Annotated in this window: 22 protein-coding genes; 6 read left to right on the top strand and 16 right to left on the bottom strand. The window is 68.7% G+C overall.

Annotated elements, in window-relative coordinates:
* The first annotated feature begins 37 nt into the window (after nt 1–37).
* The 3 genes from NUG20_RS08705 to NUG20_RS08695 all read left to right on the top strand — a co-directional run bounded on the left by NUG20_RS08705 (nt 38) and on the right by NUG20_RS08695 (nt 2,931).
* Entirely contained in the window at nt 38–1,432 is a 1,395-nt protein-coding gene (locus NUG20_RS08705) for an ethanolamine ammonia-lyase subunit EutB (protein WP_263397951.1), read from the top strand.
* Between the two features lie 9 nt (nt 1,433–1,441).
* Nucleotides 1,442–2,266 (top strand): ethanolamine ammonia-lyase subunit EutC, encoded by an 825-nt coding sequence (gene eutC, locus NUG20_RS08700; protein ID WP_263397950.1) that lies wholly within the window; start codon nt 1,442–1,444, stop codon nt 2,264–2,266.
* A 164-nt stretch (nt 2,267–2,430) separates the two neighbouring features.
* Nucleotides 2,431–2,931, top strand: a complete 501-nt coding sequence (locus tag NUG20_RS08695) for a MarR family winged helix-turn-helix transcriptional regulator (RefSeq protein ID WP_263397949.1) — start codon at nt 2,431–2,433, stop codon at nt 2,929–2,931.
* 114 nt (nt 2,932–3,045) lie between these two features.
* Here NUG20_RS08695 and NUG20_RS08690 read toward each other — a convergent pair whose 3' ends face one another.
* The 7 genes from NUG20_RS08690 to efp form a co-directional block, all read right to left on the bottom strand.
* Nucleotides 3,046–4,701, bottom strand: coding sequence for an FAD-dependent oxidoreductase (locus NUG20_RS08690; RefSeq protein ID WP_263397948.1), 1,656 nt, complete (start codon nt 4,699–4,701; stop codon nt 3,046–3,048).
* 621 nt (nt 4,702–5,322) lie between these two features.
* Nucleotides 5,323–6,024, bottom strand: a complete 702-nt coding sequence (locus tag NUG20_RS08685) for an isoprenoid biosynthesis enzyme family protein (RefSeq protein WP_263397947.1) — start codon at nt 6,022–6,024, stop codon at nt 5,323–5,325.
* Nucleotides 6,025–6,046: 22 nt separating this feature from the next.
* Entirely contained in the window at nt 6,047–6,784 is a 738-nt protein-coding gene (locus tag NUG20_RS08680) for a phosphoglycolate phosphatase (RefSeq protein WP_263397946.1), read from the bottom strand.
* A gap of 49 nt (nt 6,785–6,833) precedes the next feature.
* A complete protein-coding gene (gene ubiG, locus NUG20_RS08675) occupies nt 6,834–7,553 on the bottom strand; it encodes a bifunctional 2-polyprenyl-6-hydroxyphenol methylase/3-demethylubiquinol 3-O-methyltransferase UbiG (protein ID WP_263397945.1) in 720 nt (239 codons plus the stop codon).
* 52 nt (nt 7,554–7,605) lie between these two features.
* Entirely contained in the window at nt 7,606–8,940 is a 1,335-nt protein-coding gene (locus tag NUG20_RS08670) for a TRZ/ATZ family hydrolase (protein ID WP_263397944.1), read from the bottom strand.
* A gap of 25 nt (nt 8,941–8,965) precedes the next feature.
* Complete coding sequence (locus NUG20_RS08665; protein ID WP_263397943.1) at nt 8,966–9,616, bottom strand: TMEM175 family protein; 651 nt, start codon at nt 9,614–9,616, stop codon at nt 8,966–8,968.
* Between the two features lie 154 nt (nt 9,617–9,770).
* Nucleotides 9,771–10,337: an elongation factor P gene (gene efp / locus NUG20_RS08660; protein ID WP_263397942.1), complete on the bottom strand. Its 567-nt coding sequence runs from the start codon at nt 10,335–10,337 to the stop codon at nt 9,771–9,773.
* A 101-nt stretch (nt 10,338–10,438) separates the two neighbouring features.
* On the opposite strand from efp, the gene epmB reads away from it, so the two are divergent.
* Both epmB and NUG20_RS08650 read left to right on the top strand, forming a co-directional pair.
* Nucleotides 10,439–11,470 (top strand): EF-P beta-lysylation protein EpmB, encoded by a 1,032-nt coding sequence (gene epmB / locus NUG20_RS08655; RefSeq protein WP_263397941.1) that lies wholly within the window; start codon nt 10,439–10,441, stop codon nt 11,468–11,470.
* A gap of 265 nt (nt 11,471–11,735) precedes the next feature.
* Entirely contained in the window at nt 11,736–12,767 is a 1,032-nt protein-coding gene (locus NUG20_RS08650; RefSeq protein WP_263397940.1) for a glycoside hydrolase family 43 protein, read from the top strand.
* Between the two features lie 144 nt (nt 12,768–12,911).
* On the opposite strand, the gene NUG20_RS08645 is transcribed toward NUG20_RS08650, so the two are convergent.
* From NUG20_RS08645 to NUG20_RS08635, 3 genes are all read right to left on the bottom strand, one after another.
* Nucleotides 12,912–15,056 carry a putative bifunctional diguanylate cyclase/phosphodiesterase gene (locus NUG20_RS08645; RefSeq protein WP_263397939.1) on the bottom strand — a complete coding sequence of 715 codons (2,145 nt, stop codon included), beginning with the start codon at nt 15,054–15,056 and terminating at the stop codon, nt 12,912–12,914.
* A complete protein-coding gene (locus NUG20_RS08640; protein WP_263398427.1) occupies nt 15,053–15,943 on the bottom strand; it encodes a phosphate/phosphite/phosphonate ABC transporter substrate-binding protein in 891 nt (296 codons plus the stop codon). The genes NUG20_RS08645 and NUG20_RS08640 overlap by 4 nt, the downstream gene beginning before the upstream one ends.
* Nucleotides 15,944–16,175: 232 nt before the next feature.
* The gene (locus NUG20_RS08635; protein ID WP_263397938.1) at nt 16,176–16,934 is read right to left on the bottom strand and encodes an RNA methyltransferase; all 759 of its coding nucleotides are present in this window, start codon (nt 16,932–16,934) and stop codon (nt 16,176–16,178) included.
* A 115-nt stretch (nt 16,935–17,049) separates the two neighbouring features.
* Between NUG20_RS08635 and NUG20_RS08630 the strand changes: the two genes are divergently transcribed.
* Nucleotides 17,050–17,877 carry an inositol monophosphatase family protein gene (locus NUG20_RS08630; protein WP_263397937.1) on the top strand — a complete coding sequence of 276 codons (828 nt, stop codon included), beginning with the start codon at nt 17,050–17,052 and terminating at the stop codon, nt 17,875–17,877.
* 163 nt (nt 17,878–18,040) lie between these two features.
* Here NUG20_RS08630 and secF read toward each other — a convergent pair whose 3' ends face one another.
* The 6 genes from secF to queA form a co-directional block, all read right to left on the bottom strand.
* Complete coding sequence (gene secF, locus NUG20_RS08625) at nt 18,041–19,006, bottom strand: protein translocase subunit SecF (protein ID WP_263397936.1); 966 nt, start codon at nt 19,004–19,006, stop codon at nt 18,041–18,043.
* 112 nt (nt 19,007–19,118) lie between these two features.
* Nucleotides 19,119–20,963, bottom strand: a complete 1,845-nt coding sequence (gene secD, locus NUG20_RS08620; protein WP_263397935.1) for a protein translocase subunit SecD — start codon at nt 20,961–20,963, stop codon at nt 19,119–19,121.
* Between the two features lie 56 nt (nt 20,964–21,019).
* Complete coding sequence (yajC, locus tag NUG20_RS08615; RefSeq protein WP_263397934.1) at nt 21,020–21,364, bottom strand: preprotein translocase subunit YajC; 345 nt, start codon at nt 21,362–21,364, stop codon at nt 21,020–21,022.
* Between the two features lie 445 nt (nt 21,365–21,809).
* Complete coding sequence (gene tgt, locus NUG20_RS08610) at nt 21,810–22,952, bottom strand: tRNA guanosine(34) transglycosylase Tgt (RefSeq protein ID WP_263397933.1); 1,143 nt, start codon at nt 22,950–22,952, stop codon at nt 21,810–21,812.
* A gap of 213 nt (nt 22,953–23,165) precedes the next feature.
* The gene (locus tag NUG20_RS08605) at nt 23,166–24,989 is read right to left on the bottom strand and encodes a S8/S53 family peptidase (protein WP_263397932.1); all 1,824 of its coding nucleotides are present in this window, start codon (nt 24,987–24,989) and stop codon (nt 23,166–23,168) included.
* Nucleotides 24,990–25,248: 259 nt separating this feature from the next.
* Entirely contained in the window at nt 25,249–26,334 is a 1,086-nt protein-coding gene (gene queA, locus NUG20_RS08600; protein ID WP_263397931.1) for a tRNA preQ1(34) S-adenosylmethionine ribosyltransferase-isomerase QueA, read from the bottom strand.
* Nucleotides 26,335–26,372: the final 38 nt, after the last annotated feature.

Here is a 26,372-nt window from a genome sequence, read left to right as displayed (position 1 = left end):
CGCCCGCCGCGCGCAGGCGCCTGCAGGAGGACCCGGAATGAGCGGTTTCGCACACAGCGTCGGCGGCCAGACCTGGCGCTTCGACGACCTCAAGGACCTGCTGGCCAAGGCCACGCCGGCGCGCTCGGGCGACCGCCTGGCCGGGCTGGCCGCGGCCAGCGAGCCGCAGCGGGTCGCCGCGCAGATGGCGCTGGCCGACCTGCCGCTGCGGCACTTCCTGCACGAGGCGGTGATTCCCTACGAAGAGGACGAGGTGACCCGACTGATCGTGGACAGCCACGACGCGGCTGCGTTCGCGCCGGTGGCGCACCTGACCGTGGGCGGCTTCCGCGACTGGCTGCTCGGCGAGGCGGCCGACGAGACGACGCTGGCCGCGCTGGCGCCGGGGCTGACCCCGGAGATGGCCGCGGCGGTCTGCAAGCTGATGCGGATCCAGGACCTGGTGCTGGTAGCGCAGAAGATCCGCGTGGTCACCGCGTTCCGCAACACGCTGGGGCTGCGCGGGCGCTTGTCGACGCGGCTGCAGCCCAATCACCCCACCGACGACCCGGCCGGTATCGCCGCCAGCGTGCTCGACGGGCTGCTGTACGCCAACGGCGACGCGGTGATCGGGATCAACCCGGCCAGCGACAACACCCGGACCATCTGCGAGTTGCTGAAGATGCTCGACGCGGTGATCGCCGGCTACGAGATCCCGACCCAGGCCTGCGTGCTCACCCACGTCACCACCGCCATCGAGGTCATCGAACGCGGAGTGCCGCTGGACCTGGTGTTCCAGTCCATCGCCGGCACGCAAAAGGCCAATGCCGGCTTCGGCATCGACCTGGCACTGCTGCAGCAAGGCTACGAGGCCGGACTCAGCCTCAAGCGCGGCAGCGTGGGCGACAACGTGATGTACTTCGAGACCGGCCAGGGCAGCGCGCTGTCGGCCGACGCGCACCACGGCGTGGACCAGCAGACCTGCGAGGCGCGCGCCTACGCGGTGGCGCGGCGGTTCAAGCCGCTGCTGGTCAACACCGTGGTCGGCTTCATCGGCCCCGAATACCTGTACGACGGCAAGCAGATCATCCGCGCCGGGCTGGAGGATCACTTCTGCGGCAAGCTGCTCGGCGTGCCGATGGGCTGCGACATCTGCTACACCAACCATGCCGAGGCCGACCAGGACGACATGGACGTGCTGCTGACCCTGCTCGGCGCCGCCGGCATCAACTTCATCATGGGTATCCCCGGCTCCGACGACGTGATGCTCAACTACCAGACCACCTCGTTCCACGATGCGCTGTACGCGCGCCAGGTGCTCGGGCTGCGCCCGGCGCCGGAGTTCGAGGCCTGGCTGGAACGGCTGGACATCCTGCGCCTGGAGCATGGCCGCTTCCGGCTCGGCGATGCACCGCCGCCGGCGTTCCAGCGCGCGCTGGCGCAATTGGACTGAGGACCGCATATGCACGACGACAGCGACCGCCCCGCCCGTGCCGATCCCTGGTACGCGTTGCGCCGGCTGACGCCGGCGCGCATCGCGCTCGGCCGCGCCGGCACCAGCCTGCCGACCGCCGCGCAGCTGGATTTCCAGTTCGCCCATGCACAGGCGCGCGACGCGGTGCACCTGCGCTTCGATCACGCGGCGCTGCGCGCGGAACTGGCACGGCGCGGCCGCGAGCCGCTGTTGCTGCACAGCGCCGCCAGCGATCGCCACGTCTACCTGCAGCGCCCGGACCTGGGCCGCCGGCTGAGCGAGGAATCGACCGACCAGCTGCGCGGCCACGCCGCGCTGCAGCGCGCACCTGCCGACCTGGCAGTGATCGTCGCCGACGGCCTGTCGGCGCTGGCGGTGCACCGGCACGCTCTGCCGATGCTCGAGCGCATCGACGCGCTGGCCGTCGCCGAAGGTTGGTCGCTGGCGCCGGCGACGCTGGTCGAACAAGGGCGCGTGGCGATCGGCGACCAGATCGGCGAGCTCCTCGGCGTGCGCATGACGCTGATGCTGATCGGCGAACGTCCCGGGTTGAGTTCGCCCGACAGCCTGGGCGCGTATTTCACCTACGCCCCGCGCATCGGCCTCACCGATGCCTGCCGCAACTGCATCTCCAATATCCGCGGCGAAGGCCTGAGCTATGCGCAGGCCGCACACAAGCTGGCGTATCTGATGCGCGAGGCCTGCCGGCGCCAGCTGTCCGGCGTGCAATTGAAGGACGAGGCGCAGGGCACGGCGCTGGGCCACGACGGCGATGCGCCGCCGGCAACGGCGAATTTTCTGCTGCCGCGCTAGCCCGCGCGCCACGCTCGCACTGAGATCGCCCGCTGCGGCATCTGCGCAGTGCCGGTGCGCATCACCGGTGCCGCAGCAGTGAGCGACACCTCGCAAGGATCCGGCGGACATCGCGCCCGCGCACTGCATGTATATTGCACCCATTTCCGCAAGAGTCCGCGCCAGTGCCGAAGAAAGCCGCCACGCCCCCCATCGACCTCGAGATCCAGATGCTGCATGGCGCGCTGATCGACCTGGTCGGCGTGATCAACCGGCCGCAGGGCGATGCGGCGATGGTCGAAGAAGCCGGCATTTCCCTGGACAGCACGCTGTTCCCGCTGCTGGTGGGCATCGCCCGCTTCGGCCCGATCGGCGTGGTCGAGCTGGCCGAGCGCTTTGGACGCGACTACACCACCGTCAGCCGCCAGGTGGCGAAGCTGCAGAAGCTCAAGCTGGTCACCCGGCGCGCGGCGCAGACCGACGCGCGCGTCAACGAGGCCTTGGTCACCGGCAAGGGCCGGGAGATGGTCGATGCGATCGACGCGGCACGCAAGCGCATCGTCAGCGCGATGCTCGCCGACTGGAGCGAGCAGGACGTACAGCGGCTGACGCTGCTGCTGCGGCGGCTGGCCGACAGCGCGCTGTTGTGGGAAGGCACTATCGCCCGCACGCGCGTTTCGGCATAGCGCCAACGCCAGTGGTGGCCGGCACAGATCGCCGCCGGTGCCGCCACGATCGTCCGCATCGCCTGCGACTGGCGCTCGAACGCCGCCCTCGCCTGCGGGCGGCGCCGACAGCGATCAAGCCGCGTGCGCGTACGCCGCCAGACCCACCGCGCCGAGATACGCCTCCAGCGCCGCAGCCTCGTGCGCCGAGACGATGGCACCGACATGGCCATCGGGACGCACCAGCACCCAGTCGCCGGGCGCCAGGCCATACGCGGCGCGGAGATGCCCGGCATCGTCGACGATGTCGGCGTCCGGCCCCACCCGATGGACATGCAGGCCGGCGCGCGCGGGCGGCGCCCACGCATCACGGTCGACGTGGTAGCCGAGCAACGTCCAATGCGGCCCCTGGAACAGCTCGAACAAACGCCGCGGTTGCCCACCCGCCCCGCGACACGGCGCGTCCGCCGCGCGATCGCCGGCACGGATGCCGCCATCGCGCGCCGGCCGCTCCAACGCCAGCGACGACCCGCGGTAGCCGATATCGAGCTGCTGCACCTCGCGACCGCGCCGCACCGGGCCGCTCGCCGACGCCTCCAGCAGCCTGGTCGCCAGGCCCAGCATCTGCGCCGCGACCGGGCGGCGTTCTTCTTCGTAGCTGTCCAGCAGCGCCTGTGGCGCGCCGCCGAGCACCGCGGCGAGCTTCCAGCCGAGGTTGTAGGCGTCCTGGACGCTGGTGTTCAGGCCCTGTCCGCCCGTCGGCGGATGGGCGTGGGCGGCGTCGCCGGCGAGCAGCACGCGCCGATCGCGGTAACGCTCCGCCAACCGCGCCTGCATGTTGAACGCCGATGCCCAGCTGACCGAATCGACGACGATATCGCCGCGGCCGCTGCGGCTGGCGATCATCTCGTTCAGCCCCTGCACGCTCAGATCGACCTCGCCCTCCAGCGGGACCGGCGCCTGTAGCTGGAACAGCGGCGTGCCCATCAGCGGGCACAGCGACAGCTGCGTCTGCATCGAGTCCTCGTTGAAGCGGTGCCAGGCGTGCCGGTCCAGACCGTGAAGCATCAGGTCGGCGACGACGGCGCGCACGCCGAGGGTCTTGCCTTCGAAGCCGATGCCCAGCGCACGCCGCACGAAGCTGCGGCCGCCGTCGGTACCGACCAGGTAGCGCACGCGCACCGTTTCCTCGCCCTGTGCGCTGCGCAGCTGCGCGGTCACGCCGTCCGCATCCTGGGCGAAGCCGATGAGTTCGCAGCCGAATTCAGGCCGCCTGCCGAGTTCGGCCAGGCGCTCGCGCATCACCGCTTCGGTCAGGAACTGCGGCACCATCAGCGGAATTCGATACGGCTCGCCCGGAGTGGGCCCGTGCTGGTCCGCCAGCGCGGATTCGCGGCAACTGCCGTCCTCGCGGTAGCTGCGCTGCGGCGGATAGACGCCGCCGGCCGCCACCAGGCGATCGACGATGCCCAGGTCCTCGAACACCTCCTGGCTGCGCGGCTGGATGCCCTTGCCGCGCGAACCGCGGAACGGCCCGTCCAGCTTGTCGATCAGCCGGAACGGCAGGTTGCGGCGGGCCAGGTCCAAGGCCAGGGTCAGGCCGGCGGCGCCGGCGCCCACGATCAGGATGTCGCTTGCGAAGTTCTGGGTCATTGCAATGTCCTTGCGGTGGCCGTCGTGATTGGCGCGGAACGCGCCTGTTAAGTGCAAAAAGCACGTTACTTTATAGATTCGGATAGAGCCAAGTGCGCTGGCGTGTCGCTCTATGCTTTTGTTTTTTACGATATCCACTGCAACAAAAGCTGCCTCACGCGCATGATGGCATCAAATCTAAACATGTGCAAATTGCACTTATATTCGGAGCGACAGCGGCGCCCGGCCGACCTGCCCGGTTGAATATGGAAGGACAGACGACGCCGCATGAAAGCGCGCACGGCCCTGCACGGGCCCGGATCGGGTTGCAGACGCCAACGGCGTTATCCGCAGCCGCTGGCATGCCGCTCCATGTCCCGCCTCGGCATGGCGCCGCCGTGTCGCCGGGCGCACTACCCCCTGCGGCATAGACTTGCTGGCCCGGCGCAGGGCGCAGACGATCGCCACGCCCGCCCCAAGGCAAACGCCGGTATCTGGATCTGGCATCACTGGACGGCGCGCGACCGCAGCGATTGCAAGCACGCGCGCATCGATGACCGCCGGTCAGGCGTAGCTCGCTGGCCAGCGGGATTGCGCCGCAGCTGTTGCCAGGCGAAATCAGCGGTCATGCACGTGATCGCGCGCATCCACTGCGCAGGCTGGCGCTGCTACTCGCCGGCAGCGTCCGCACTTACTCCCACCGATCGGCTGCGGCAAGCGCGTGTGGCGACACCGAAGGCACGCGCTCCGCCGCGGCGCCGCTCGATCCCGGCCCTGACCTCAGCCCAGGCCGGCCCACCACGCGCGCCACAGCGAGGCCATCTGGCTCGGCGGCTTGCGCACGCCACGGGCCTGTTGCGCGATCCGCGCGCGCGCCAGCGTCGACACGATGCGCCGCGGTCGCGGCCCATCCACGCGCCGCGGCCAGCGCTGCAGCAAGGCCTGCGCCCAGCGCTGTTGCGCCTGCGCGTCGTCGCCGCCACGCAGCGACAGCGGCACCGCGGCGATGCCGGCGGCGGCCAGCCGCTGCGCCAACACCTGCGTGGCCAGTGCGGACGCGGCGTCGCGTTCGCCCTCGAACACCGCACGCTCGACCTGCGCGGCGGCCAGCGCGAACGCCTCCAGGCGCTCGTAGGCGTGCGCCGGATCGGCCGCGGCAGCGCGCGAGGCGAGCAGGCCCGGCAAGGCCTCGGCCAGCTGCGCCCACGGCGCGGCCACCGGCTCCAGCACCCGCCCCAGCGGGTGCCGCGAGCGTTGCGCGGCCCAGCTGCGCAATTCCTCGCCCCACCAGGCCAGCTTGGCATCGGCCGGCAGCGGATCGCCGGCGATGTTGAGGATGTCGTCGAATTCATGCAGCAGCGCGAACCAGGCCACGGCGCGCACGCGCTGCGCCGCGGGCACGAACGTTTCGGCCACCGCCCATTCCGGCCAGCGGCTGCGCCATTTGTCGAGAAAGGCATCCAGGGCGGAGGTGCTGCTCATGCGATCACGGGATTCCGGAAAGTCAGGGACGCTGCAGTGCGCCGGGCCAGGCGCTCGCATCGAACAGGTCGGACGGCGCGGCGACCAGCGCATCGGCGCGCCAGGCCAGCGGATCCTCGCCGTCCAGGCGATAGCCCCACAGCACGGCCACCGAAGCCATGCCGGCGGCGCGCGCGGCGATGATGTCGCGCTCGTCGTCGCCGACGTAGGCGACCTGCGCCGGCGCCAGGTCCAGGCGCTGTGCGGCGACCTGCAGCGGCAGCGGATGCGGCTTGCGCTCGGCCAGCGTGTCGCCGCCGATCAGCACCGCGCAACGCCGTTCCCAGCCCAGCTGCGGCAGGATCAGCCGCGCCAGGTATTCGGGCTTGTTGGTGACGATGCCCCACACGCAGCCGGCATCTTCCAGCCGCTGCAGCAACGTCGCGATGCCGTCGAACGGCTGCGAATGCCGGCCGATCAGGGTTTCGTACTGGCGCAGGAACTCGGGGATCAGCGCATCGCGCGCAGCGGCAGGCAGGTCGGGAAAAGCCACGCCCAGCATCGCGCGCGAACCCTTGGACACCACCGGACGCAACTGTTCCAGGGTCAGCGCATCACGCCCGCGCTCGGCCCGCAGCACATTGGCCGCAGCCAGCAGATCCGGCGCGCTGTCCAGCAGCGTGCCGTCCAGGTCGAACAGCACCGCGCGCGGAAAATTCCGGGATGCCCCGGCCTGCGGCGGCTGGACATCGCGATCCTGACTTCGGGAATCGGAAGGCATCACGCGCACGCACACATGCTGTTGCCAATCCCGAATCCCGAATCCCCAATCACGGCTTCACCGCACACGCCAGATAGTTCACCTCGGTGCGCGTGGACAGCCGCGCGCGGTTGCGCCACGGCTCGTAGGCCATGCCGCTGACGTCGTGCAGTTGCAGGTCGGCCTGGCGCAGCCATGCGGCCAGTTCGGCCGGCTTGATAAAATCCTGGTAACGGTGGGTGCCGGTGGGCAGCAGCCGCGCCACGTACTCGGCGCCGACGATGGCCAGCGCGAACGCGGCCGGGGTGCGGTTGAGCGTGGACAGGAACAGCTGGCCGCCGGGCTTGAGCAGGGTCGCGCAGGCGCGCACGATCGCCGCCGGATCGGGCACGTGCTCGAGCATCTCCATGCAGGTGATCGCGTCGAAACTGCCCGGGCGCTCGGCGGCGAGATCCTCGACCGACTGTACGCGGTAGTCGACCTCCACGCCGGACTCGAGCTGGTGCAGCCGCGCCACCTTGACCAGCTCCGGAGCCAGGTCGATCGCGGTGACCTGCGCGCCCTCCTTGGCCAGCGCCTCGCTCAGCAGGCCGCCGCCGCAGCCCACGTCGAGCACGCTGGCGCCGCGCAGCGGCAACCGGTCGGCGACGTAGCGCAGCCGCACCGGGTTCAGCGCGTGCAGCGGTTTCTGCGGGCCGTCGGCGTCCCACCAGCGGGTGGCCAGGGCACCGAACTTGTCCAGTTCGGCCTGGTCGAAGTTGGCGGAGGTGTTGTAAGCGGAAGCGGTCATGACGGCATCTCGGTTGGGCCGCGCGCGCAGCGCGGCACGGCAGTAGAGCGGATCAGGCGTGCACGCTGCGGATACGCTCGCGCCATTGCCGCGCGTTGGCGACCAGCGCGTCCACGTCCATGTCCACCAGCACGCGCTGCTCCAGCTTGCGCTGGCCGGCGATCCACACGTCGCTGACCTGCTGCCGGCCGGTCGCATAGACCAGCTGCGACAGCACGTTGTGCAGCGGCTGGGTCTCCAGCGCCGACAGGTCCACGCAGATCAGGTCGGCCTGCTTGCCGACCTCGATCGAGCCGATCTTCTCGCCGAAGCCGAGCGCGCGCGCGCCACCCAGCGTGGCCGCGCGCAGCGTGCTGGCCGCGTCCAGCGCGGTGGCGTCGTTGGCCACCGCCTTGGCCAGGATCGCCGCGGTGCGGTTCTCGCTGAACATGTCCAGGTCGTTGTTGCTGGCGCAGCCGTCGGTGCCGATCGCCAGGTTCACCCCCGCGCGCTGCAGCGCGCAGGCCGGGCAGAAGCCGGAGGCGAGCTTGAGGTTGGACTCGGGGCAATGCACCACGCTGACCCCGCGCTCGGCGCACAGGTGGATCTCCGCGTCGGTGAGCTGGGTCATGTGCACCGCGATCAGGCGGTCGTTGACCAGGCCGAGCCGGTCCAGCCGCGCCAGCGGGCGCTGGCCGTACTGCTTGAGCGAGTCGGCGATCTCCTGCGCGGTCTCGTGGGTGTGCAGGTGCACCGGCACGTCGAGCTGGTCGGACAGCATCCGCACCCGCTCGAAGTTGGCGTCGTTGACCGTGTACGGCGCATGCGGGGCGAAGGCGATGCCGATCAGCGGATCGTCGCGCCACTGGTCATGCACCTCGCAGGCGCGTTCGAAGTATTCGTCGGAGGTCTTGGCCCAGGCGGTCGGGAAATCGATGATCACCGTGCCCACCCGCGCGCGGAAGCCGTGCTGCTTGTACACCGCGGCCTGCACGTCGGCGAAGAAGTAGTTCTCGTTGGCGCAGGTGGTGCCGCCACGCAGCATCTCGGCGATCGCCAGCGCAGTGCCGTCGGCGACGAACTCCGGGCCGATCACCGCGGTCTCCACCGGCCAGATGTGCTGCTGCAACCACACCATCAGCGGCAGGTCGTCGGCGATGCCGCGCAGCAGCGTCATCGGGTTGTGGGTGTGCGCGTTGACCAGGCCCGGCAGCAGCGCCGCGTCCGGGCGCGACACGGTGCGCGTGGCGGAAAAGCGCGCGTGCGCCTCGGCGCGCGGCAACACCGCGACGATCTCGCTGCCGCGCACCGCCACCGCGTGGTCCTCCAGCACCACCGCATGCGGCTCGATCGGGACCACGTAGCCGGCTTCGATCAGCAGGTCGCAGGATTCGGGAATGGAGGTCATCGCAAGTGCTCTGGAAAAGGGAGAATCAAGTCGCCGCGGCCGCCTGAAGAAGGATGCGCCGCCGGTATACGCGCATCACCACCCACTGCAGCACGAACACCGCCACGAAGCCCAGCCGCCCCAGCACCGGTGCGACCATCGCCAGCGGGATGCACAGCGCGAACACCACCGGCGCGATCGCCACGCGCAGCGTCATCGCCCGCGCCTGCAGCGCGCCCAGCCGCTGCACCAGGCCCTCCTTGCGCACCGCGTAGGCGTGCATCAGCAAGGCCGCCGCACCGATCGCGGCCAGGTGCGCGCAATACACCGCGAACGCCTGGTGGCTGCCGAAGTAGTCCGAATACAGCGCAGTTGAGAACGGCAGCAGGCCGATCAGCAGCAGCTGCAGCACGTTGAGCCAGATCAGCCGGTCGTCGAACTGGCGGATATGCCGGCACAGCTGCAGGTGCGACTTCCAGAACAGCGCAGTGACCAGGAAGCTCACCGCGAAGCCGATGAACAGCGGCAACATCCCTTGCAACGCGGCCAGGATGCCGCCGGCGGCCTCGACCTGGGCATGCCCCGGCACCTTGATCTCCACCGCCAGCAGGGTGATGGCGATGGCAAAGACCGCATCGCTGAAGAACACGACCCGGTCGTGCGGGTATTTGGCATCGGCGCTGTCGGCGTGGCTCATCGTCGCGGGATTTCCTGGAAACGGATCGGCCGTGATCGCGGTGCGGCGATTCGGCATTGCAGATACGTGGCGGCACGCGGCGAACGCACGCCTGGGCGACGCCGGCCGCCGCCCGCAGGCGTCGGTGCGGCGCCCGGCCGCGCGGGCGGTCGGCTTACTTGACGCGCGAGAAGTACTCGCCCGAGCGGGTATCGACCTTGATGATTTCGTCCTGGCCGACGAACAGCGGCACCCGCACCACCGCGCCGGTTTCCAGCGTGGCCGGCTTGCCGCCGCCGCCGGAGGTGTCGCCGCGCACGCCCGGGTCGGTCTCGACGATCTTCAGCTCGACGAAGTTCGGCGGGGTGACCTGGATCGGGGTGCCGTTCCACAGCGTCACCACGCAGTCTTCCTCGCCCTTGATCCACTTGGCCGCTTCGCCGACGCCGGCCTTGTCGGCCTGCACCTGCTCGAAGGTTTCCTGCTGCATGAAGTGCCAGTACTCGCCATCGGTGTACAGGTACTGCATGTTGGTATCGACCACGTCGGCCGCTTCCAGGCTGTCGGTCGCCTTCATGGTCAGTTCGACCACGCGCCCGGACTTGATGAAGCGGTACTTGATGCGGGTGAAGGCCTGGCCCTTGCCCGGCTTGACGTATTCGGTATCGGTGATGATCGCGGGCTCGCTGTTGACCAGGATCTTCATCCCGTTCTTGACGTCGTTCATGCCGTAGCTGGCCATCTGAAACTCCTCGGGTAAGGCAAACCCGCCGCGTTCGGCGGCCGGCCGGATAGAATGGGAAGCCCCGCCGCAACCGGCGGGCGCTCGTTTTATGACCGCATATGATAACCGCAGCCCCCCGCCCGATGCAGCCGTCCCCGTCCCCCACCGTATTGGCCCCGCCGCGCTGGCAGCAGCTGTGGCGCGATGCGTTGCGCGACCCGCATGAATTGCTGGCGCTGCTGGGACTGGACCCGCAGGCGCTCGGCGTCTCCGAACAGGCTGCGACGCAGTTCGCGTTGCGCGTGCCGCGCGGCTTCGTCGCGCGCATGCGCCATGGCGACCCGCACGATCCGCTGCTGCGCCAGGTGCTGCCGATCGACGCCGAACTGCGCCGGGTGCCGGGGTTCGCGCTGGACGCGGTCGGCGACGCCGCGGCCAAGAAGGCCGACGGGGTGATCCAGAAATACCGCGGCCGCGCGCTGCTGGTCGCCACCGGCAGCTGCGCGGTGCACTGCCGCTATTGCTTCCGCCGCCACTTCCCGTATGCCGAGGAAACCGCGGCGCGCGACGGCTGGCGCGAGGCGGTGGCGGCGATCGCCGCCGACCCGGACATCGACGAGGTGATCCTGTCCGGCGGCGATCCGCTGTCGCTGGCCACGCCCAAGCTGGCCGAGCTGACCGACGCGCTGGCGACCATTCCGCAGCTCAAGCGGCTGCGCATCCACAGCCGCCTGCCGGTGGTGCTGCCCGAGCGCGTCGATGCGCCGCTGCTGGCCTGGCTGCGCGCGCTGCCGTGGCCGCTGGCGTTCGTGATCCATGCCAACCATGCCAACGAATTCGACGCCGGGGTCGATGCGGCGCTGGCGCAGTTGCGCAGTACCGGCGTGCAACTGCTGAACCAGGCGGTGCTGCTGCGTGGGGTCAACGACAGCGTCGAGGCGCTGGCCGCCCTGAGCGAGCGCAGCTTCGCCGCCGGCGTGCTGCCGTACTACCTGCACCAGCTGGACCGGGTCGAGGGCGTGGCCCATTTCGAAGTGGACGACGCGACCGCGCGCGCGCTGCACCAGGCCCTGGCCGCGCGGCTGTCCGGCTATCTGGTGCCGAAGCTGGTGCGCGAGATTCCTGGCGATACGGGCAAGCGCGCGCTGTAGGCGCGGGCGCAGCGGTGGCTGCGCCGGGACCGGGGACCAGGGACCGGGGACCCGGAAAAGCAAAGCCGTGCGCTGAGGACGATCGCGACGCCATCGTTGGCAGCTCTATGCAAAATTAGAAAAGCCGCCATCCGCGTGGCTTTTTTCGGAATCTTGCAGCCTCGGGAACTCGCTGTTCCGGGTCCCTGGTCCCCGGTCCCCGGTCCCCGGTCCCGGCTCCCAGTGAGTTAGCATCGCGATGCTAGCGCTACCAAAGGAGATCTCGATGAACGTCTTGACGATGACCTGGCGCCGCCGGCAATGCCGTTTCGGACTCCTGGCGCTGCTTGCGGCGGCCGCAACCGCAGCGGTCGCGGCGGCAGCGCCGGCACTGGCCGCTGGCGCCAATCCGATCGTCCGCGACAAATTCACCGCCGATCCTGCGCCGCTGGTGGTCGGCGACACGCTGTATCTGTACGTCGGCCACGACGAGGCGCAGCGCGACGAGATGTTCACCATGCGCGAGTGGCTGGTCTATTCGACCAAGGACATGAAGACCTGGACCGCCCATGCCCCGGTCATGCGCGTCAAGGATTTCAAGTGGGCCAAGCAGGACGCGTGGGCGTCGCAGGCCATCGAGAAGAACGGCAAGTTCTATTTCTACGCGGCGGTGGAGCACGACGCCACGCATCCGGGCAAGGCCATCGCGGTCGCGGTCGCGGACACGCCGACCGGCCCGTTCGTGGATGCGCGCGGCTCGGCCCTGATCACCAATGCGATGACGCCCAAGGGCACGCACAGCTGGGAAGACATCGACCCCACCGTGCTGACCGACGACGACGGCACCACCTGGATCGCCTGGGGCAATCGCCAGTGCTACCTGGCCAAGCTCAAGCCGAACATGATCGAGATCGACGGCCCGATCCGCGAGATCACCCCGCCGCATTTCGAGGAAGGCCCGTGGCTGCACAAGCGCGGCGATCTGTACTACCTCACCTACGCCTCGCTGGACCGGGACACGCAGCGCGACGAACACGTGTCCTATTCGACCGCGCCCGCCCTCATCGGGCCGTGGACGTATCGCGGCGAACTGACCGGCTCGGGCAAGTACAGCTTCACCATCCACCCGGGCATCGTGGAGTTCAAGGACCGCTGGTACCTGTTCCTGCACAACGCGACCCTGGCGATCGGCGACTTGAACGGCGCGATCGGCCGGCGCGCGGTGACGATCGAATACCTGCATTACAACCCGGACGGGACCATGCAGCCGGTGCTGCAGACCGAAGCCGGAGTGTCGGTTCCCAACGTGGCGCGATAGGCCTGATGCGAATTGCCAGGGCGATGCCGGCGATGTTGCCATCGCCTCTGTAGGAGCGGCTTCAGCCGCGACAGGCATTACCGATAGCGCCTGTCGCGGCTGAAGCCGCTCCTACAAAAACGAGCGCAGTCGTTCGCGCCCCGCCTAGCCGCGCGGCACGCCCTCGTTGGCCAGCAACTGGCGGAACTCGGCGGCGCTGAGCGGATGGCTGAGCCAGAAGCCCTGCCCCAGTTCGCAGCCACGCTCGCGCAGTAGTTCGAACTGCACTTCCTGCTCGATGCCCTCGGCGACCACGGTAATGCCCAGCGAATGCGCCATCGCGATGATCGCGGTGGTCAGCGCCAGGTCGTCCGGATCGCGCTGCAGGTCGGCGACGAAACTCTTGTCGATCTTGACTCCGTCCACCGGCACCTGGCGCAGGTGGCTCAGCCCGGAGAAGCCGGTGCCGAAGTCGTCCAGCCAGACCTTGACCCCGGTGCGGTGCAGCCGCGCCAGCATGCTGGCAGCCTGCAGCTCGTCGCCGATCACCGCGGTCTCGGTCAGCTCCAGGTGCAGCTGCGCCGCCGGCAGGCCGGATTCGCGCAGGCAGTCGGCGACGATTTCCGGCAGGTCGCCGCTGCGCAACTGCCGCGGCGAGACGTTGACCGACACGAACAGGTCGCGGCTGCCGTCGAAGCGCTGCCACTGCATGGCTTCGTGGCAGGCCGCGCGCAGCACCTTGGGGCCGATGCTCTCGATCAGCCCGCTCTGTTCGGCCACGTCGATGAACACCGTCGGCGAGATCGTGCCCAGCGCCGGGTGCTGCCAGCGCAGCAGCACTTCCACCCCGACCATGCGCCGGTCCAGGGTGCGGAAGATCGGCTGGTACACCAGCTTCAGTTCGTCGCGGTCCCAGGCCCCGCGCAGTTCGTGCTCCATGTGCACGCGCCGCTCCACCGCATAGTCCATCGCGCGGCTGTAGAAGCGGTGGCAGTTCTTGCCGGCCAGCTTGGCCTGGTACATCGCGATGTCGCCGTTCTTGAGCAGCGCCGAGGCGTGTTCGGCATCGCCGGGATAGACGGTGATGCCGATCGAGGTGCCCATGAACACCTCACGCTCCTGGATCCGCAGCGGTTCGCGCAGTTCCTGCACCAGGCGCTCGGCCAACCCGGTGGCGACCTGCACCACGTGCTCGGGCTCGTCCTCGACCAGGATCACGAACTCGTCGCCGCCGAAGCGCGCCAGCAGCGCGTCGTGCCCGCCCAGCTGGTCCACCGCCTGCTGGATGCGCCGCGCGAACTGCAGCAGCGCCTCGTCGCCGGCCTCGTGGCCGAGGGTGTCGTTGATCCGCTTGAAGTCGTCGATGTCGGCGAACAGCAGCGCCAGGCGCCGCTGCGAGGTGCGCGCGGACAGCATGCGATGGTCCAGCGCCTCGCGGAACGCGAGCCGGTTGGTCAGCCCGGTCAGCGCATCGGTGTAGGCCATGTGGCGCACGTCGCGGTCGTGGCGCGCGATCGCCTCGCTCATGCGCCCGAACGCGCGCAGCAGTTCGCTGACCTCGTCGCGGCGGCCACTGTCGCGGCGTTCCACCACGTAGTCGCCGGCCTCGATCTGGCGTGCGGCCGCGGCCAGCCAGCGGATCGGCGCCACCAGCGTGCGCTGCACGTAGATCGCCACCATCACCGCAGTCAACCCCAGCGCGGCCAGCAGCAGCAACAACCAGCCCAGGTGCCGCTTGCCCAGCGCGTCCAGGCGCTGGTCCAGGTTCTCGCCGGCCTGGCGTTCGTAGACCAGCGCTCGCGCCCAGGACATGCCCACGCGCACCCCGCCCACGCGCTGGTCGCCGATCATGATCGGCATCGATACGTCGAGGATCTCGTTGGACTCCTGCGCCAGCAGGCCGTTGGCCTTGATCGCCGCCTCCGCCACCGGCCCGCGCATGCGCTGGCCGTAGCCGGGCAGATCGTCGCTGCCGTCGTGGATCAGGCGCCCGTCGGCGTCGTAGACCAGCACATAGGCCACAGCCACGTAACCCAGCGCCGAGCGCGCCTGGCTGCCGATCGCATCCAGATCCGAGTAGTACACCGGATTGGCCAGCGATTCGGACAACTGCTGCGCCAGCGTCTCGCCGCGGCTGCGCATGCTGCGGTCGAACAGGCCATGGATCACGTTGCCGCTGAGCGTGCGCACTTCGTTCTGCATCGCCGCCTGCCGCTCCAGCATCAGCGCCAGGATCGCCAGGATCAAAACAGCGGCCACGCCCATCGCCAGCAGGAACCTGGCCTGCAACCCGAAGCGCAACGTCTTCATTCGACTTCCAGCTTGACCCGCGCGACGCCGGCGCGCAGTTGGTCCAGCCGCTTCTGCGAGGCCTGGTCCAGCGGATAGAAGCCGGACGTGCCGAAGAACTTGCGCAGCGCCGCACTGCCCTGCGGATCGTCGGCGGCCTCCAGCAACACCTCGCGCAGCCGCGCCTCCACCGGCGAGGCCAGGTCGCCGCGCACCATCTCCACCGCGCGCGGATACGCTTCGCTGCGGTAGATCACCCGGAAATCGCGGCGGAACGCGGGCGGAACGCGGCGGTCGTCGTCCCAATCCAGGTTGCTCAGCGCGCCGGCGTCCACCAGGTGTTTGTGCACGTAGGAGGCGATGTTGAGTTCCGAGCGCGCGAACACGTAGCCGACCGTGTTGGCCGATGCCTGGTCCTTCGGCGAGAGCAGGATCTCCGGGTGCAGGTCATGCTCGAGCAGGGTCATCATCGGCACCAGGTAGGCACTGGTGGACAAGGTGCTCTGCAATGCCAGGGTGCGGCCGCGCAGGTCGTCCAGCGAGTGCAGCGGGCCGTCGCGGCGCACGAAGAACACGGTGTGGTATTCGCGCACGCCGCCGCGTTCGGTCAGCAGCAGCGGCCGCACCCCGCCGCGCTGTTGCAGCGCCATCGCGGTGGACGCGGTCTCGGTGACCCAATCGACGCGGCCGCGGCGCAGGTAGCTGCTCATCTGCTGGCTGTCGCGGGCCATCAGGATCTGCCCGGAGGTGATGCCGACGTCGCGCATGCGCGGCACCACGTAATCCAGCAACGGCTTCAACTGCTCGTAGTGGGCCTTGGGGTTGTCGCTGATGCGTCCCAATACCAACACCGACGGACGCGCATGCACAGCCGCAGGCCAGTACATCGCCAGCGCCAGCCACACCATGACGATACGCCACCGCGAACTTTGCAAACCACATTCCCCATGTAGAGGCTATAAGCCTAGCCGAAAGCGTGATCCGGTGACAGCTTGTGAAGCCGGGACGCGGGACTGGGGACCCGGGACTCGGTGGTCATGGCACGGCAAGGAAGCGAACGTCCCATGCACCACGACAAGCGACCCGCCACCAAGGACTCGAAATCCCTGCTCTGCCGAGTCCCCAGTCCCGAGTCCCGAATTAGCTGCGCGCCTGCCCGGCCAGGCGCGCCATGCGCTGCGCGTCGGACAGGATCCCGCGCAGCAGCCGCACTTCCTGCTCGGTCAGTGCGTTGCGCAGGAACAGCCGGCGCAGCTTGCGCATCGCCGAATCCGGCGCACGGCCCTTGTGGAAGTCGATGTCGTCCAGCGTCTCGGCCAGTTGCCCGAACATGCCTTCCAGTTGCGCGTGGCTGGCCGGTGTCTCGCGGAAACCGGGGTCCGGCGCCGGCGCCGGTTCCGCGCCGCGCAGCTGCGCCAGGCGCAGTTCGTAGGCCAGCACCTGCACCGCCGCGGCCAGATTGAGCGAGCTGAACGCGGGGTCGGAGGGAATGTGCACCGCCGCATGGCACAGCTGCAGTTCCTCGTTGGTCAGGCCGGTGCGCTCGCGGCCGAACACCAGCGCCACCTCGGCCTGTTCGGCGGCCGCGGCGACCAGCCGCTGCGCGCCGTCCGCCGGCAACAGTTCCTCCAGCGACACCCGCCGGCTGCGCGCGGTGCAGCCGAGCACCAGCCGGCAATCGGCCACCGCCTCGGCCAGGGTGGCCAGCACCGGCGCCTGCTGCAGCACGTCCTCGGCACCGGCCGAACGCCGGTAGGCGTCCTCGTCGAGCGCGCGCTCCGGCGCCACCAGCACCAGCCGCGCCTGGCCCATGGTCTTCATCGCCCGCGCCGCGGCCCCGATATTGCCGGGGTGCTGGGTACCGACCAGAACGAAGCGAATGTGGGCAGAAGCGGTCATGGCAGGAAGATGCGGAGCGAACGGGGCGTAGATGGTAAACTGCGCGGCCGGTCTTCGCGCCGGACTGTTCTTTTCCTCCGCCAGATCCTTCTCCGCCCTCTCGGGAGCCGTTGCCATGCAAAAACCCGCCGTCACCGTCATGGTCAAGGCCGCCCGCCTCGCCGGCAACGTGCTGCTGCGCCATATCAACCGGCTGGAAGCGCTGAACGTGGTGCAGAAGGACCGTATGGACTACGCCAGCGAAGTCGATGCCGACGCGGAGAAGGTGGTCATCAAGGAACTGCGCCGCGCCTATCCCGACTACGGGGTGATGGGCGAGGAAGGCGGCGTGCAGGGCGGCGGCCGCTACATGTGGGTGATCGACCCGCTCGACGGCACCAGCAACTACCTGCGCGGCTTCCCGCACTACTGCGTGTCGATCGCCCTGGTCGAGAACGGCGAGCCGATCGACGCGGTGATCTTCGACCCGCTGCGCAACGAGCTGTTCACCGCCAGCCGCGGCAACGGCGCGGTGCTCAACGACCGCCGCATCCGCGTTAGCGAGCGCAAGGACCTGAATGGGGCGATGGTCAACACCGGCTTCGCCCCGCGCGAGCGCAAGCGCACCACCGCGCAGCTCAAGTGCGTGGACGCGCTGATGGTGCAGGCCGAGGACATCCGCCGTACCGGCTCGGCCGCGCTGGACCTGGCCTACGTGGCCTGCGGCCGCACCGACGCCTATTTCGAGGCCGGCGTGAAGGCCTGGGACATCGCCGCCGGCGTGCTGCTGGTGCGCGAGGCCGGCGGCCGCATCACCGACTTCAAGGGCGCCACCCCGGGCCGCATCGACGACCGCGGCGCCCCGCAGTTCCAGATCGTGGCCGGCAACATCAAGGTCAGCGACGCCCTGCAGAAGCTGATCGTCAACACCGGGTATGCGGCGGAGTTCGACGCGAAGTTTTGATGGGGCCGGGATTGGGGAGTTGGGATTGGGGATTCGCAAGAGCGGCACCCCATCGCTGACCACCTACTCTCCCCAAAACGAAAAAGCCGCGCAGATGCGCGGCTTTTTCGTTACGGAACCGGGAACCCGCTTTTGCGAATCCCAAATCCCCAATCCCGGCCACTCAGGGCCTGCGCGCCAGCGCCTCCACATCCTTGGCCTTCGGCAGCAGGTCCTGCTTGGTGACCTGGAACGGGCCGATCGACAGCAGCGGCACCGCCACGATCACCGAGGACACCACCACGATGACCGCGCCGATCATGTGGGTCAGCGCCAGGCCTTCCATCGAGTTGCCGCCGTACAGGTACAGCGCCAGCGCCGACAGGAAGAACATCACCGCGGTGATCACGGTGCGCGACAGGGTCTGGTTGATCGAGCGGTTCAGCACTTCCACCGGCTCCACCCGCAGGCTGCGGAAGTTCTCGCGGACGCGGTCGAACACCACGATGATGTCGTTGATCGCAAAGCCCATCACCGACAGCAGGCCGGCCAGCACGGTCAGGTCGAACTCGCGGCCGGTGAGCGAGACGTAGGCCACCGTCACCAGCAGGTCGAACAGCGCGGTCAGGCTCGCCACCACCGCGAACTTCCACTCGAAGCGGAACGCGATGTAGATCAGGAAGCCGACCAGCATGAACACCGTCGCGTAGACGCCGTTCAGCGCCAGGTCCTTGCCGACCTGCGGGCCGACGAACTCGCCCGGCTTCACCGTCGCCGGGTTCTGCGCGCTGTCCACCGCCTTGTGCACCCGCTCGGCGAGGCTCTTGGCCACGTCCTCGTTGTTGTGCTCGCCCTGCGGCTGCAGGCGGATCACGACCTCGTTGCCGCTGCCGACGTTCTGCACCTGCGCGTTCTCGAAGCCGGCCGTGGCCAGCTGCTCGCGCACGTGGTCGATGTCCACCGGCTTCTGGAAGCTGGTCTGCACCAGCGCGCCGCCGGTGAACTCCAGCGCATAGTTGAAGCCCTTGGCGAAGATCACCCCTAGCGAGGCCACCGCCAGCACCAGCATCAGCACCAGGGTCGGGCGCCGCCAGCGCATGAAGTCGATCTTGGTGTCGTTCGGGATCAGATGAAGCGGGAAGATTTTCATGGAGACATGCTCTTCATAATTTGGACCCCGCACATGGCTGTGCGGGCTCTTGCGAAGGACTCGCATTTCCTGCCCCGCACCTGGATGTGCGGGCTATTGCGAGGGACTCGCATCAGATGGCGACGGACTTGAGCTTCTTGCGGCGGCCGTAGATCAACGTCGCCAGCGCGCGCGACACGGTGATCGCGGTGAACATCGAGGCGAAGATGCCGATCATCATGGTCAGTGCAAAACCGCGTAGCGGTCCGGTGCCGAACGCATACAACGCGATGGCGACGATCAGGCCGGTGAGGTTGGCGTCGAGAATGGTGCCGCCCGCCTTCTCGTAACCGGCGACGATCGCCGACTTGGGCGGTACGCCCAGACGCAACTCCTCGCGGATACGTTCGTTGACCAGTACGTTGGCATCCACCGACAGGCCGACCGACAAGGCCAGGCCGGCGAAGCCGGGCAAGGTCATGGTGGCGCCGAACAGCGACATCACCGAGACCACGATCAGCAGGTTCATCAGCAGCGCCACCGAGGTGATGGCGCCGAACATGCGGTAGTACACGCCGAAGAACACCAGGGTGAACAGGAACGCGTAGATCACCGCGGTGACGCCGCGCTCGACGTTCTCCGCACCCAGGCTCGGACCGATCACGTACTCCTCGACGAAGTCCATCGGCGCGGCCAGCGAGCCGGACTTCAGCAGTTTGGCCAGGTTCTCGGCTTCGGCTTTTTCCAGACCGGTGGTCTGGAAGTTCTTGCCGAACACGCCGGCGATGCGGGTCGGCGACAACGCCTCTTCCTTGACCCGCACGCTGCGCACTTCCTTGCCGTCGACCACGGTGACGGTGGGAATGCGCTCGATATAGACCACCGACATCAGCTTGCCGGTGTTGGCGCTGGTGTAGTCGAACATGCGCTGGCCGGCGACGTTGTTGAGCGTGACCGCCACGGCCGGCAGGCCGTTCTGGTCGGTACTGACGGCGGCGGCGACCATCTGGTCGCCGGTCACCAGGGCACGCTTGTTGAGCAGCACAGGCGCGCCACTGTCGCGCAAGCGGTAGACCTTGGCCTCCGGCGGAATGGTGCCGGTGCGCACAGCGTCTTCGGCGTTGCCGTCGACCACCGCACGGAACTCCAGCGAGGCGGTGGCGCCAATCATGCGCTTGGCTTCGGCGGTGTCCTGCACACCCGGCAGTTCGACCACGATGCGGTCTTCGCCCTGACGCTGGATCGTCGGCTCGGACACGCCGAGCTGATTGACGCGGTTGCGCAGGGTGATCAGGTTCTGCTCGATCGCGCCGCTGGCGATCTGCTTGAGCTCGGCGTCGGGCACGGTCACCGCGATGGTCTGCCCGGACACGGCATAGCTCAGCGTCGGCTGCGCCTTAGCCAGCGCGGCACGCGCGGCGTCGGCATCGGCGCCTTCGCCCAGGCCGACCTGGATGCCGTTGTCGGCGCGGCGCTCGACCACGCGGTAGGCGATGCGGTTGTCGCGCAACGTGGTGCGGATGTCCTCGGCGAACGCGTCCAGGCGCTTGTCCAGCGCCGCCTTCTGGTCCACCTGCAGCGCGAAATGCACGCCGCCGACCAGATCCAGGCCCAGCACCATCGGCTTGCCGCCGATCTTGGACAGCCACTCCGGCACGGTCGAGGCCAGGTTCAGCGCCACCGTGTAGTTCTCGCCCACCTGCTGGCGCAGGATGTCGTTGGCGCGGGTCTGCGCCTCCAGGCTCGGCAGGCGCACCATCAGGCTGTCGCCTTCGTTGGCCACCGACTTGGGGGTGATCCCGGCCGCCTTGAGGTCGGCGCTGACCCGCTCGCGCAGGGCCGCGTCGAGCTGGCCGCCGCGGCTGGCGGTGATCTGGACCGAGGGGTCCTTCTGATACACGTTGGGCAGTGCGTACAACGCACTGAACGCCAGCACGATCAGGATGAGGAAATACTTCCAGCGCGGAAACTCGAGCATTGCAGGACCCCGCACGACGCCACGCCGGCGCCGCGCCTAGCAGTAAGAGAAATGGATCAGGCGGACTTCAGCGTGCCCTTGGGTAGCACGTTGCCGATGGCGCCCTTCTGCACGCGGATGCGCACGTTGTCGGCGATTTCCACGGTGATGAAGTTGTCGCCGATGTCGGTGACCACGCCGGCCACGCCGCCGGAGGTGATGACCTCGTCGCCGCGGCTAAGCTTGTCCAGCATCGACTTGTGCTCCTTCTGCCGCTTCATCTGCGGGCGGATCATCACGAAGTACATCACCGCGATCAGGATGATCGGCAGCAGGAACATCTGCATGCCGCCACCGGCGGCGGGAGCGGCGCCGGCGGTCTGCGCCTGGGCCACGGGAATCAGGAAATCGAGCGGGTTCATCGGTGTGTCCTATGGTTTGGGCAGCCCGTCGCCGTTGGGCACGGACCGCTGGTTTGTCGCCGGGGGCGGCAAGCAGCCGCCGATTATGCCACGATCTCCCCTTGCCCCCGGAACGACCGTCGCGCCCTCCCTTCTCCCCTCGGGAGAAGGTGCCGCGCAGCGGCGGATGAGGGTATGGGCGCAGCCTCGTGTGCCTGCGATGCCCGCGAGGCTGCGCCCGTACCCTCACCCCAACCCCTCTCCCGAGGGGAGAGGGGCTTATTCCTGCTACGACAGGCCACCGCCACTTACTGAAGCAGGCCGCAGCCCCCCCCTTCTCCCCCCGGGAGAAGGTGCCGCGCAGCGGCGGATGAGGGTACGGGCGCAGCCTCGTGTGCTTTCGATGCCCGCCAGGCTTCGCCCGTACCCTCACCCCAACCCCTCTCCCGGGGGGAGAGGGGCTTGATCAGCGCTCCGAGGGCAGTGGTGTCGCTTCCGCGCCGCGCGCCGCATAGAAGGACCGCCGGAACTGGGCAAAGGTTCCCGCCGCGATCGCGGAGCGCATCTCGGCCATCAGCTTCTGGTAGTACCAGAGGTTGTGGAGGGTGCCCAGCATCGGCGCCAGCATCTCGTTGCAGCGGTCCAGATGGCGCAGATAGGAGCGGGTATAGCCGCCGCTGCAGGCGTGGCAACCGCAGCCCGGCTCGATGGGGTCCAGGTCGCGCTCGTAGCGGGCGTTGCGGATGCGCACGGTGCCGAACGAGGTGAAATAGTGGCCGTTGCGCGCGTTGCGGGTCGGCATCACGCAATCGAACATGTCCACGCCGCGGGCCACGCCCTCGACCAGGTCCTCCGGCCGCCCTACCCCCATCAGGTAGCGCGGGCGGTCGGCCGGCAGGCGCGGATGCAGGTGCTCGAGCATCGCGTTGCGCTCGTGCTCCGGCTCGCCCACCGCCAGTCCGCCGATCGCGTAGCCGTCGAAGCCGATCGCCTGCAGGCCCTCGATCGAGCGCGTGCGCAGGTCCGCGTGCACGCCGCCCTGGACGATGCCGAACAGCGCCGCGTCGTTGTCCAGGCCGTCGTGCGCATCGCGCGAGCGTTGCGCCCAGCGCAAGCTCAGCTCCATCGAGCGCCGCGCCACGTCCTCGGTGGCTGGGTACGGAGTGCATTCGTCGAAGATCATCACGATGTCCGAATCCAGCACCTTCTGGATCCGCATGCTCTCCTCCGGCCCCAGGAACACCTTGGCGCCATCGGTCGGCGAGGCGAAGGTCACGCCCTGCTCGCTGATCTTGCGCCGGTGCGCCAGCGAGAACACCTGGAAGCCGCCCGAGTCGGTCAGGATCGGGCCGTCCCAGCGGGCGAAGCCGTGCAGCCCGCCGTGGTCGCCGATCACGTCCAGGCCCGGCCGCAGGTACAGGTGGAAGGTGTTGCCGAGGATGATCTGCGCGCCCAGCGCGCGGATCTGCTCGGGCAGCACGCCCTTGACCGAGCCGTAGGTGCCGACCGGCATGAACGCGGGGGTTTCCACCGTCCCGCGCGGGAAGGTCAGGCGGCCGCGGCGCGCGGCGCCGTCGGTGGTGTCGAGCTGGAACTGCAATCGGGACATGGTCGGACGGAAGTCGGCTAGCCGGCTATTGTCGCATTGCCGGAGCGCCGAGGCTCGGACCGGTGCCTGGCGACCTGGCAAGCCCCGTTTCGTCCTAGTCTTTGTTGGCGAAAGGGTCGCGCTGCCGCCACGGACGCCCGGCTTTCGGTCGATCGCCAGCGCCGGCACCGCGTAGGTGCCGACCCGTCCCGGCGCCGGCACCCGTTTGCGCCATCAGTAACCGTAGATCTCGATTTCCGAATACGCCAGCCACGAGTACGGATTGTTGGCCTCGATCTTCAGGTAGCGTGCACCGCCGCTCAGCGCGATATAGACCGGCGCCACATCGGATTGATCGGCCTCGGTGTAGTAGACCGGCGCGGCGTAGCTGACCTGTCCGCCGCCGCTGCCGCCACCGAACACCGGGCCGGGAACGCCAGACGACACCGCAAAGTCGATCGGTTGCGCCGAGCCGGCCAGTTCGCTGGCCGCGGTGCGCACGGTGATCCGCACCCCGGTCACCGTGCGCATCTGGCCCAGGTCCAGGGTCACGCTGCCCCAATTGGTCTGCGCATTCCAGTAATCGACGTCGCTGAAGAACTTGCCGTCGTACAGCGACGCCAGGTTGGCCAAATTGGTCGGCGACGTCGCCGCCGTCACCGGCAGGCGTTTGGGAATGTTGAATTGGGCAGGCGCGACGTACTGCACCTTCTTCAGCGGCAATCCGGCTTCGCTGTAGCCGGTGGCGGCCAGGCCGGCCTTGATGTAGGCCTCGCGCTCGATCGGCCGGGTCTGGCTGTCGCCGTAGCGCGACGCGATCGCCGCCACGATCGGCGCGGCGAACGAGGTGCCGGACACCGCCTCGATGCCGCCGCTGTAGATCAGGTTGGTGATCTCGTGCGCCGGCGCCCAGGCTTCGATGCAGGGACCGACGGTGGAACCGCTTGCGAATCCGTCCCACTGCGCGCTGTTCTCCGCGCCGCCGAAACGCGAGCCGTCGCGCTGCAGGCCGCCGACCACGACGATGCCGTCCATGTCGCGGGCCGTGCCCGCAGCGTTGTAGGCGAGCTTGCAGGCATCGGTCTCCAGCGGAGATCGCCCATTGGTGTAGGCATTGCCCGCCGACTGGGTGATGAAGAAGCGGTTGCTGGCGGCGCGGATCCTGCGGCCCCACTTCTGACTCGATGCGAACCAGTTGGCCGATCCGGGATAGGTGTTGAACGACATATTCAATACGGCGAACTCGCCGATTCCGTCGGCGTAGCGCGTAGCCGCGTCGAGCGCATTGGCGACGGTATCCTCGTTCAAGTCGTTCAAGCCGAACGCCTTAATCGGCTGGCCGGGATTGATTCCGCGCAGCAGCTGGCCGTTCTGCCTGGCGCCGACCAACCCGGCCACGGCGGTGCTGTGCAGCGGATTAGTTGTGGCCGACGGCGAATCCTGCCGGTACACGACATTGAGTTCCGGATGCGGCGGGTTGTCCAGCACCGCGTCCAGCAGATAGAACGGGTTGGACGTGGTGATGGCGTCGTTGGTGTTGGTGTACGGCAAGGCCCACGAGGCGATCTCGGCGCCATTGACGATATCGCCTGCGGCCGAGAAGGTCGCCGCGGACGCCTCCACCCCACGCACCGACACGACGTACTCGATCCGTGCCAGCTGCGCGGCCACGCGTTCCGGCATCCATGCATAGACGGTGTTGGAAACAGTCGACAGGACCCGCTCGATCTTCACCCCCGGCATCCTCGCGATCTGGTCGGCGAAATGCACCATACCCTTGCTGTTCTGGTGCGGACGGATCGCCGGATCGATGCTACGGAAGTCGGCGGGACTGGTCTTGGCGTACAGCCGCTCGGTCTCCTGCAGCACGAACGGATTGAGGTTGATCGCGTACAGCCGGCGGCCCTGGGCGTCGGTACGCGGCATGTCCGCCTCCAGCAGCATGCGCTTGGCCGGAAACTTGCCGCCGCCCACGGCCGGGGTCTGCGCCTGCGCCGAGGCTGCCGCCAGGCTCATCAGCAACGCGGCAAGCAGCAGATCTGTGGGTTTCTTCTTCATGGGAACCGTCCTTTGAGTGATGACATGTCCCGCTCATCGGGACATCCGGAGCGCAAGCTCCACTCATCAAGACGAGATGCGCGCGCCCATCCCCCAACGCCGTACGGCATCGTCTACGCAAGAAGACGCGGCATGTCGCCCGTCACAATCCTGCGCGATCGAGGTTGCCGGACGTGCAGCTTGCAGCCGAGCGCTGTTGCGCAATGTCGTGACACGAGCCGATCGGCGTGCCAAAAGCAGACGCCAGGTCGTGCCGCCGTTACGGATCCCCACTCCCGGATCCCCACTCCCGGCCCCACAACAACATCGCATCGCCATAGCTGAAGAAGCGGTAGCGCTGCGCGATCGCGTGGCGATAGGCATCGAAGATGCGCTCGCGGCCGGCGAAGGCCGACACCATCATCAGCAGCGTGCTTTCCGGCAGATGGAAGTTGGTGACCATCGCATCGACGCTGCGGATGCGGTAGCCGGGCAGGATGAAGATCTGCGTTTCGCCGGCGAAAGGATGGAGTTCACCGTCCTTGGACGCGCTCTCCAGCGCGCGCACGACCGTGGTGCCTACCGCGATCACGCGGCCGCCGGCGGCGCGCGTGCGCCGCACCTGCTCGACCAGGCTGGCGCCGACGTTGAGCCATTCGCGGTGCATCACGTGCTGGTCCAGCGCCTCCACCCGCACCGGCTGGAAGGTGCCGGCGCCCACGTGCAGGGTGACGTGACCGAAACCGACGCCACGCGCCCGCAGCGCCTCCAGCAACGGCGCATCGAAGTGCAGGCCGGCGGTCGGCGCGGCGACCGCACCGGCCTCGCGCGCGAACACGGTCTGGTAGCGCTCGCGGTCGTCCAGCCCTGGCTCGCGGCGGATGTACGGCGGCAACGGCAGCCGTCCGGCCTGCTGCAGCCACGCCTCCAGCGTGTCGGACACGTGGAATTGGAGCACGTAGAACTCGCCGTCGCGGTCCAGCACCTCGGCCTCGCCGCCGGCGTCCAGGGCGATGCGCGCGCCGGCCTTGGGCGACTTGCTCACGCCCAACTGCGCACGGGCGCGCTGGCCGCCGAGCAGGCGTTCGATCAGGATCTCGACGCGGCCGCCGCTGCTCTTGTTGCCGAACAGGCGCGCCGGAATCACCCGGGTGTCGTTGAACACCAGCAGGTCGCCGGCGCGCAGCAGCTGCGGCAGCTCGCGGATCTGGCGGTCTTCGAACGGCGCCGGCGCCGGCGGCACCAGCAACAGGCGGCTGGCCGAACGCTCGGCCAGCGGCGCCTGCGCGATCAGTTCCTCGGGCAGGTCGTAGCGGAAATCGGACTTCTTCAAAGCCGGCGGGTCGCGGAATAGGTGGCCGGACATTGTAGCTGGGAGGCCGGGACTCGGGACTCGGGACTCGG

Origin of the sequence: Xanthomonas sp. CFBP 8443 (genome assembly GCF_025666195.1) — a bacterium.
Lineage (GTDB): Bacteria > Pseudomonadota > Gammaproteobacteria > Xanthomonadales > Xanthomonadaceae > Xanthomonas_A.
Note: the sequence above shows the minus strand (reverse complement) of the source record. Positions and strands in the feature narration are given on the sequence as shown.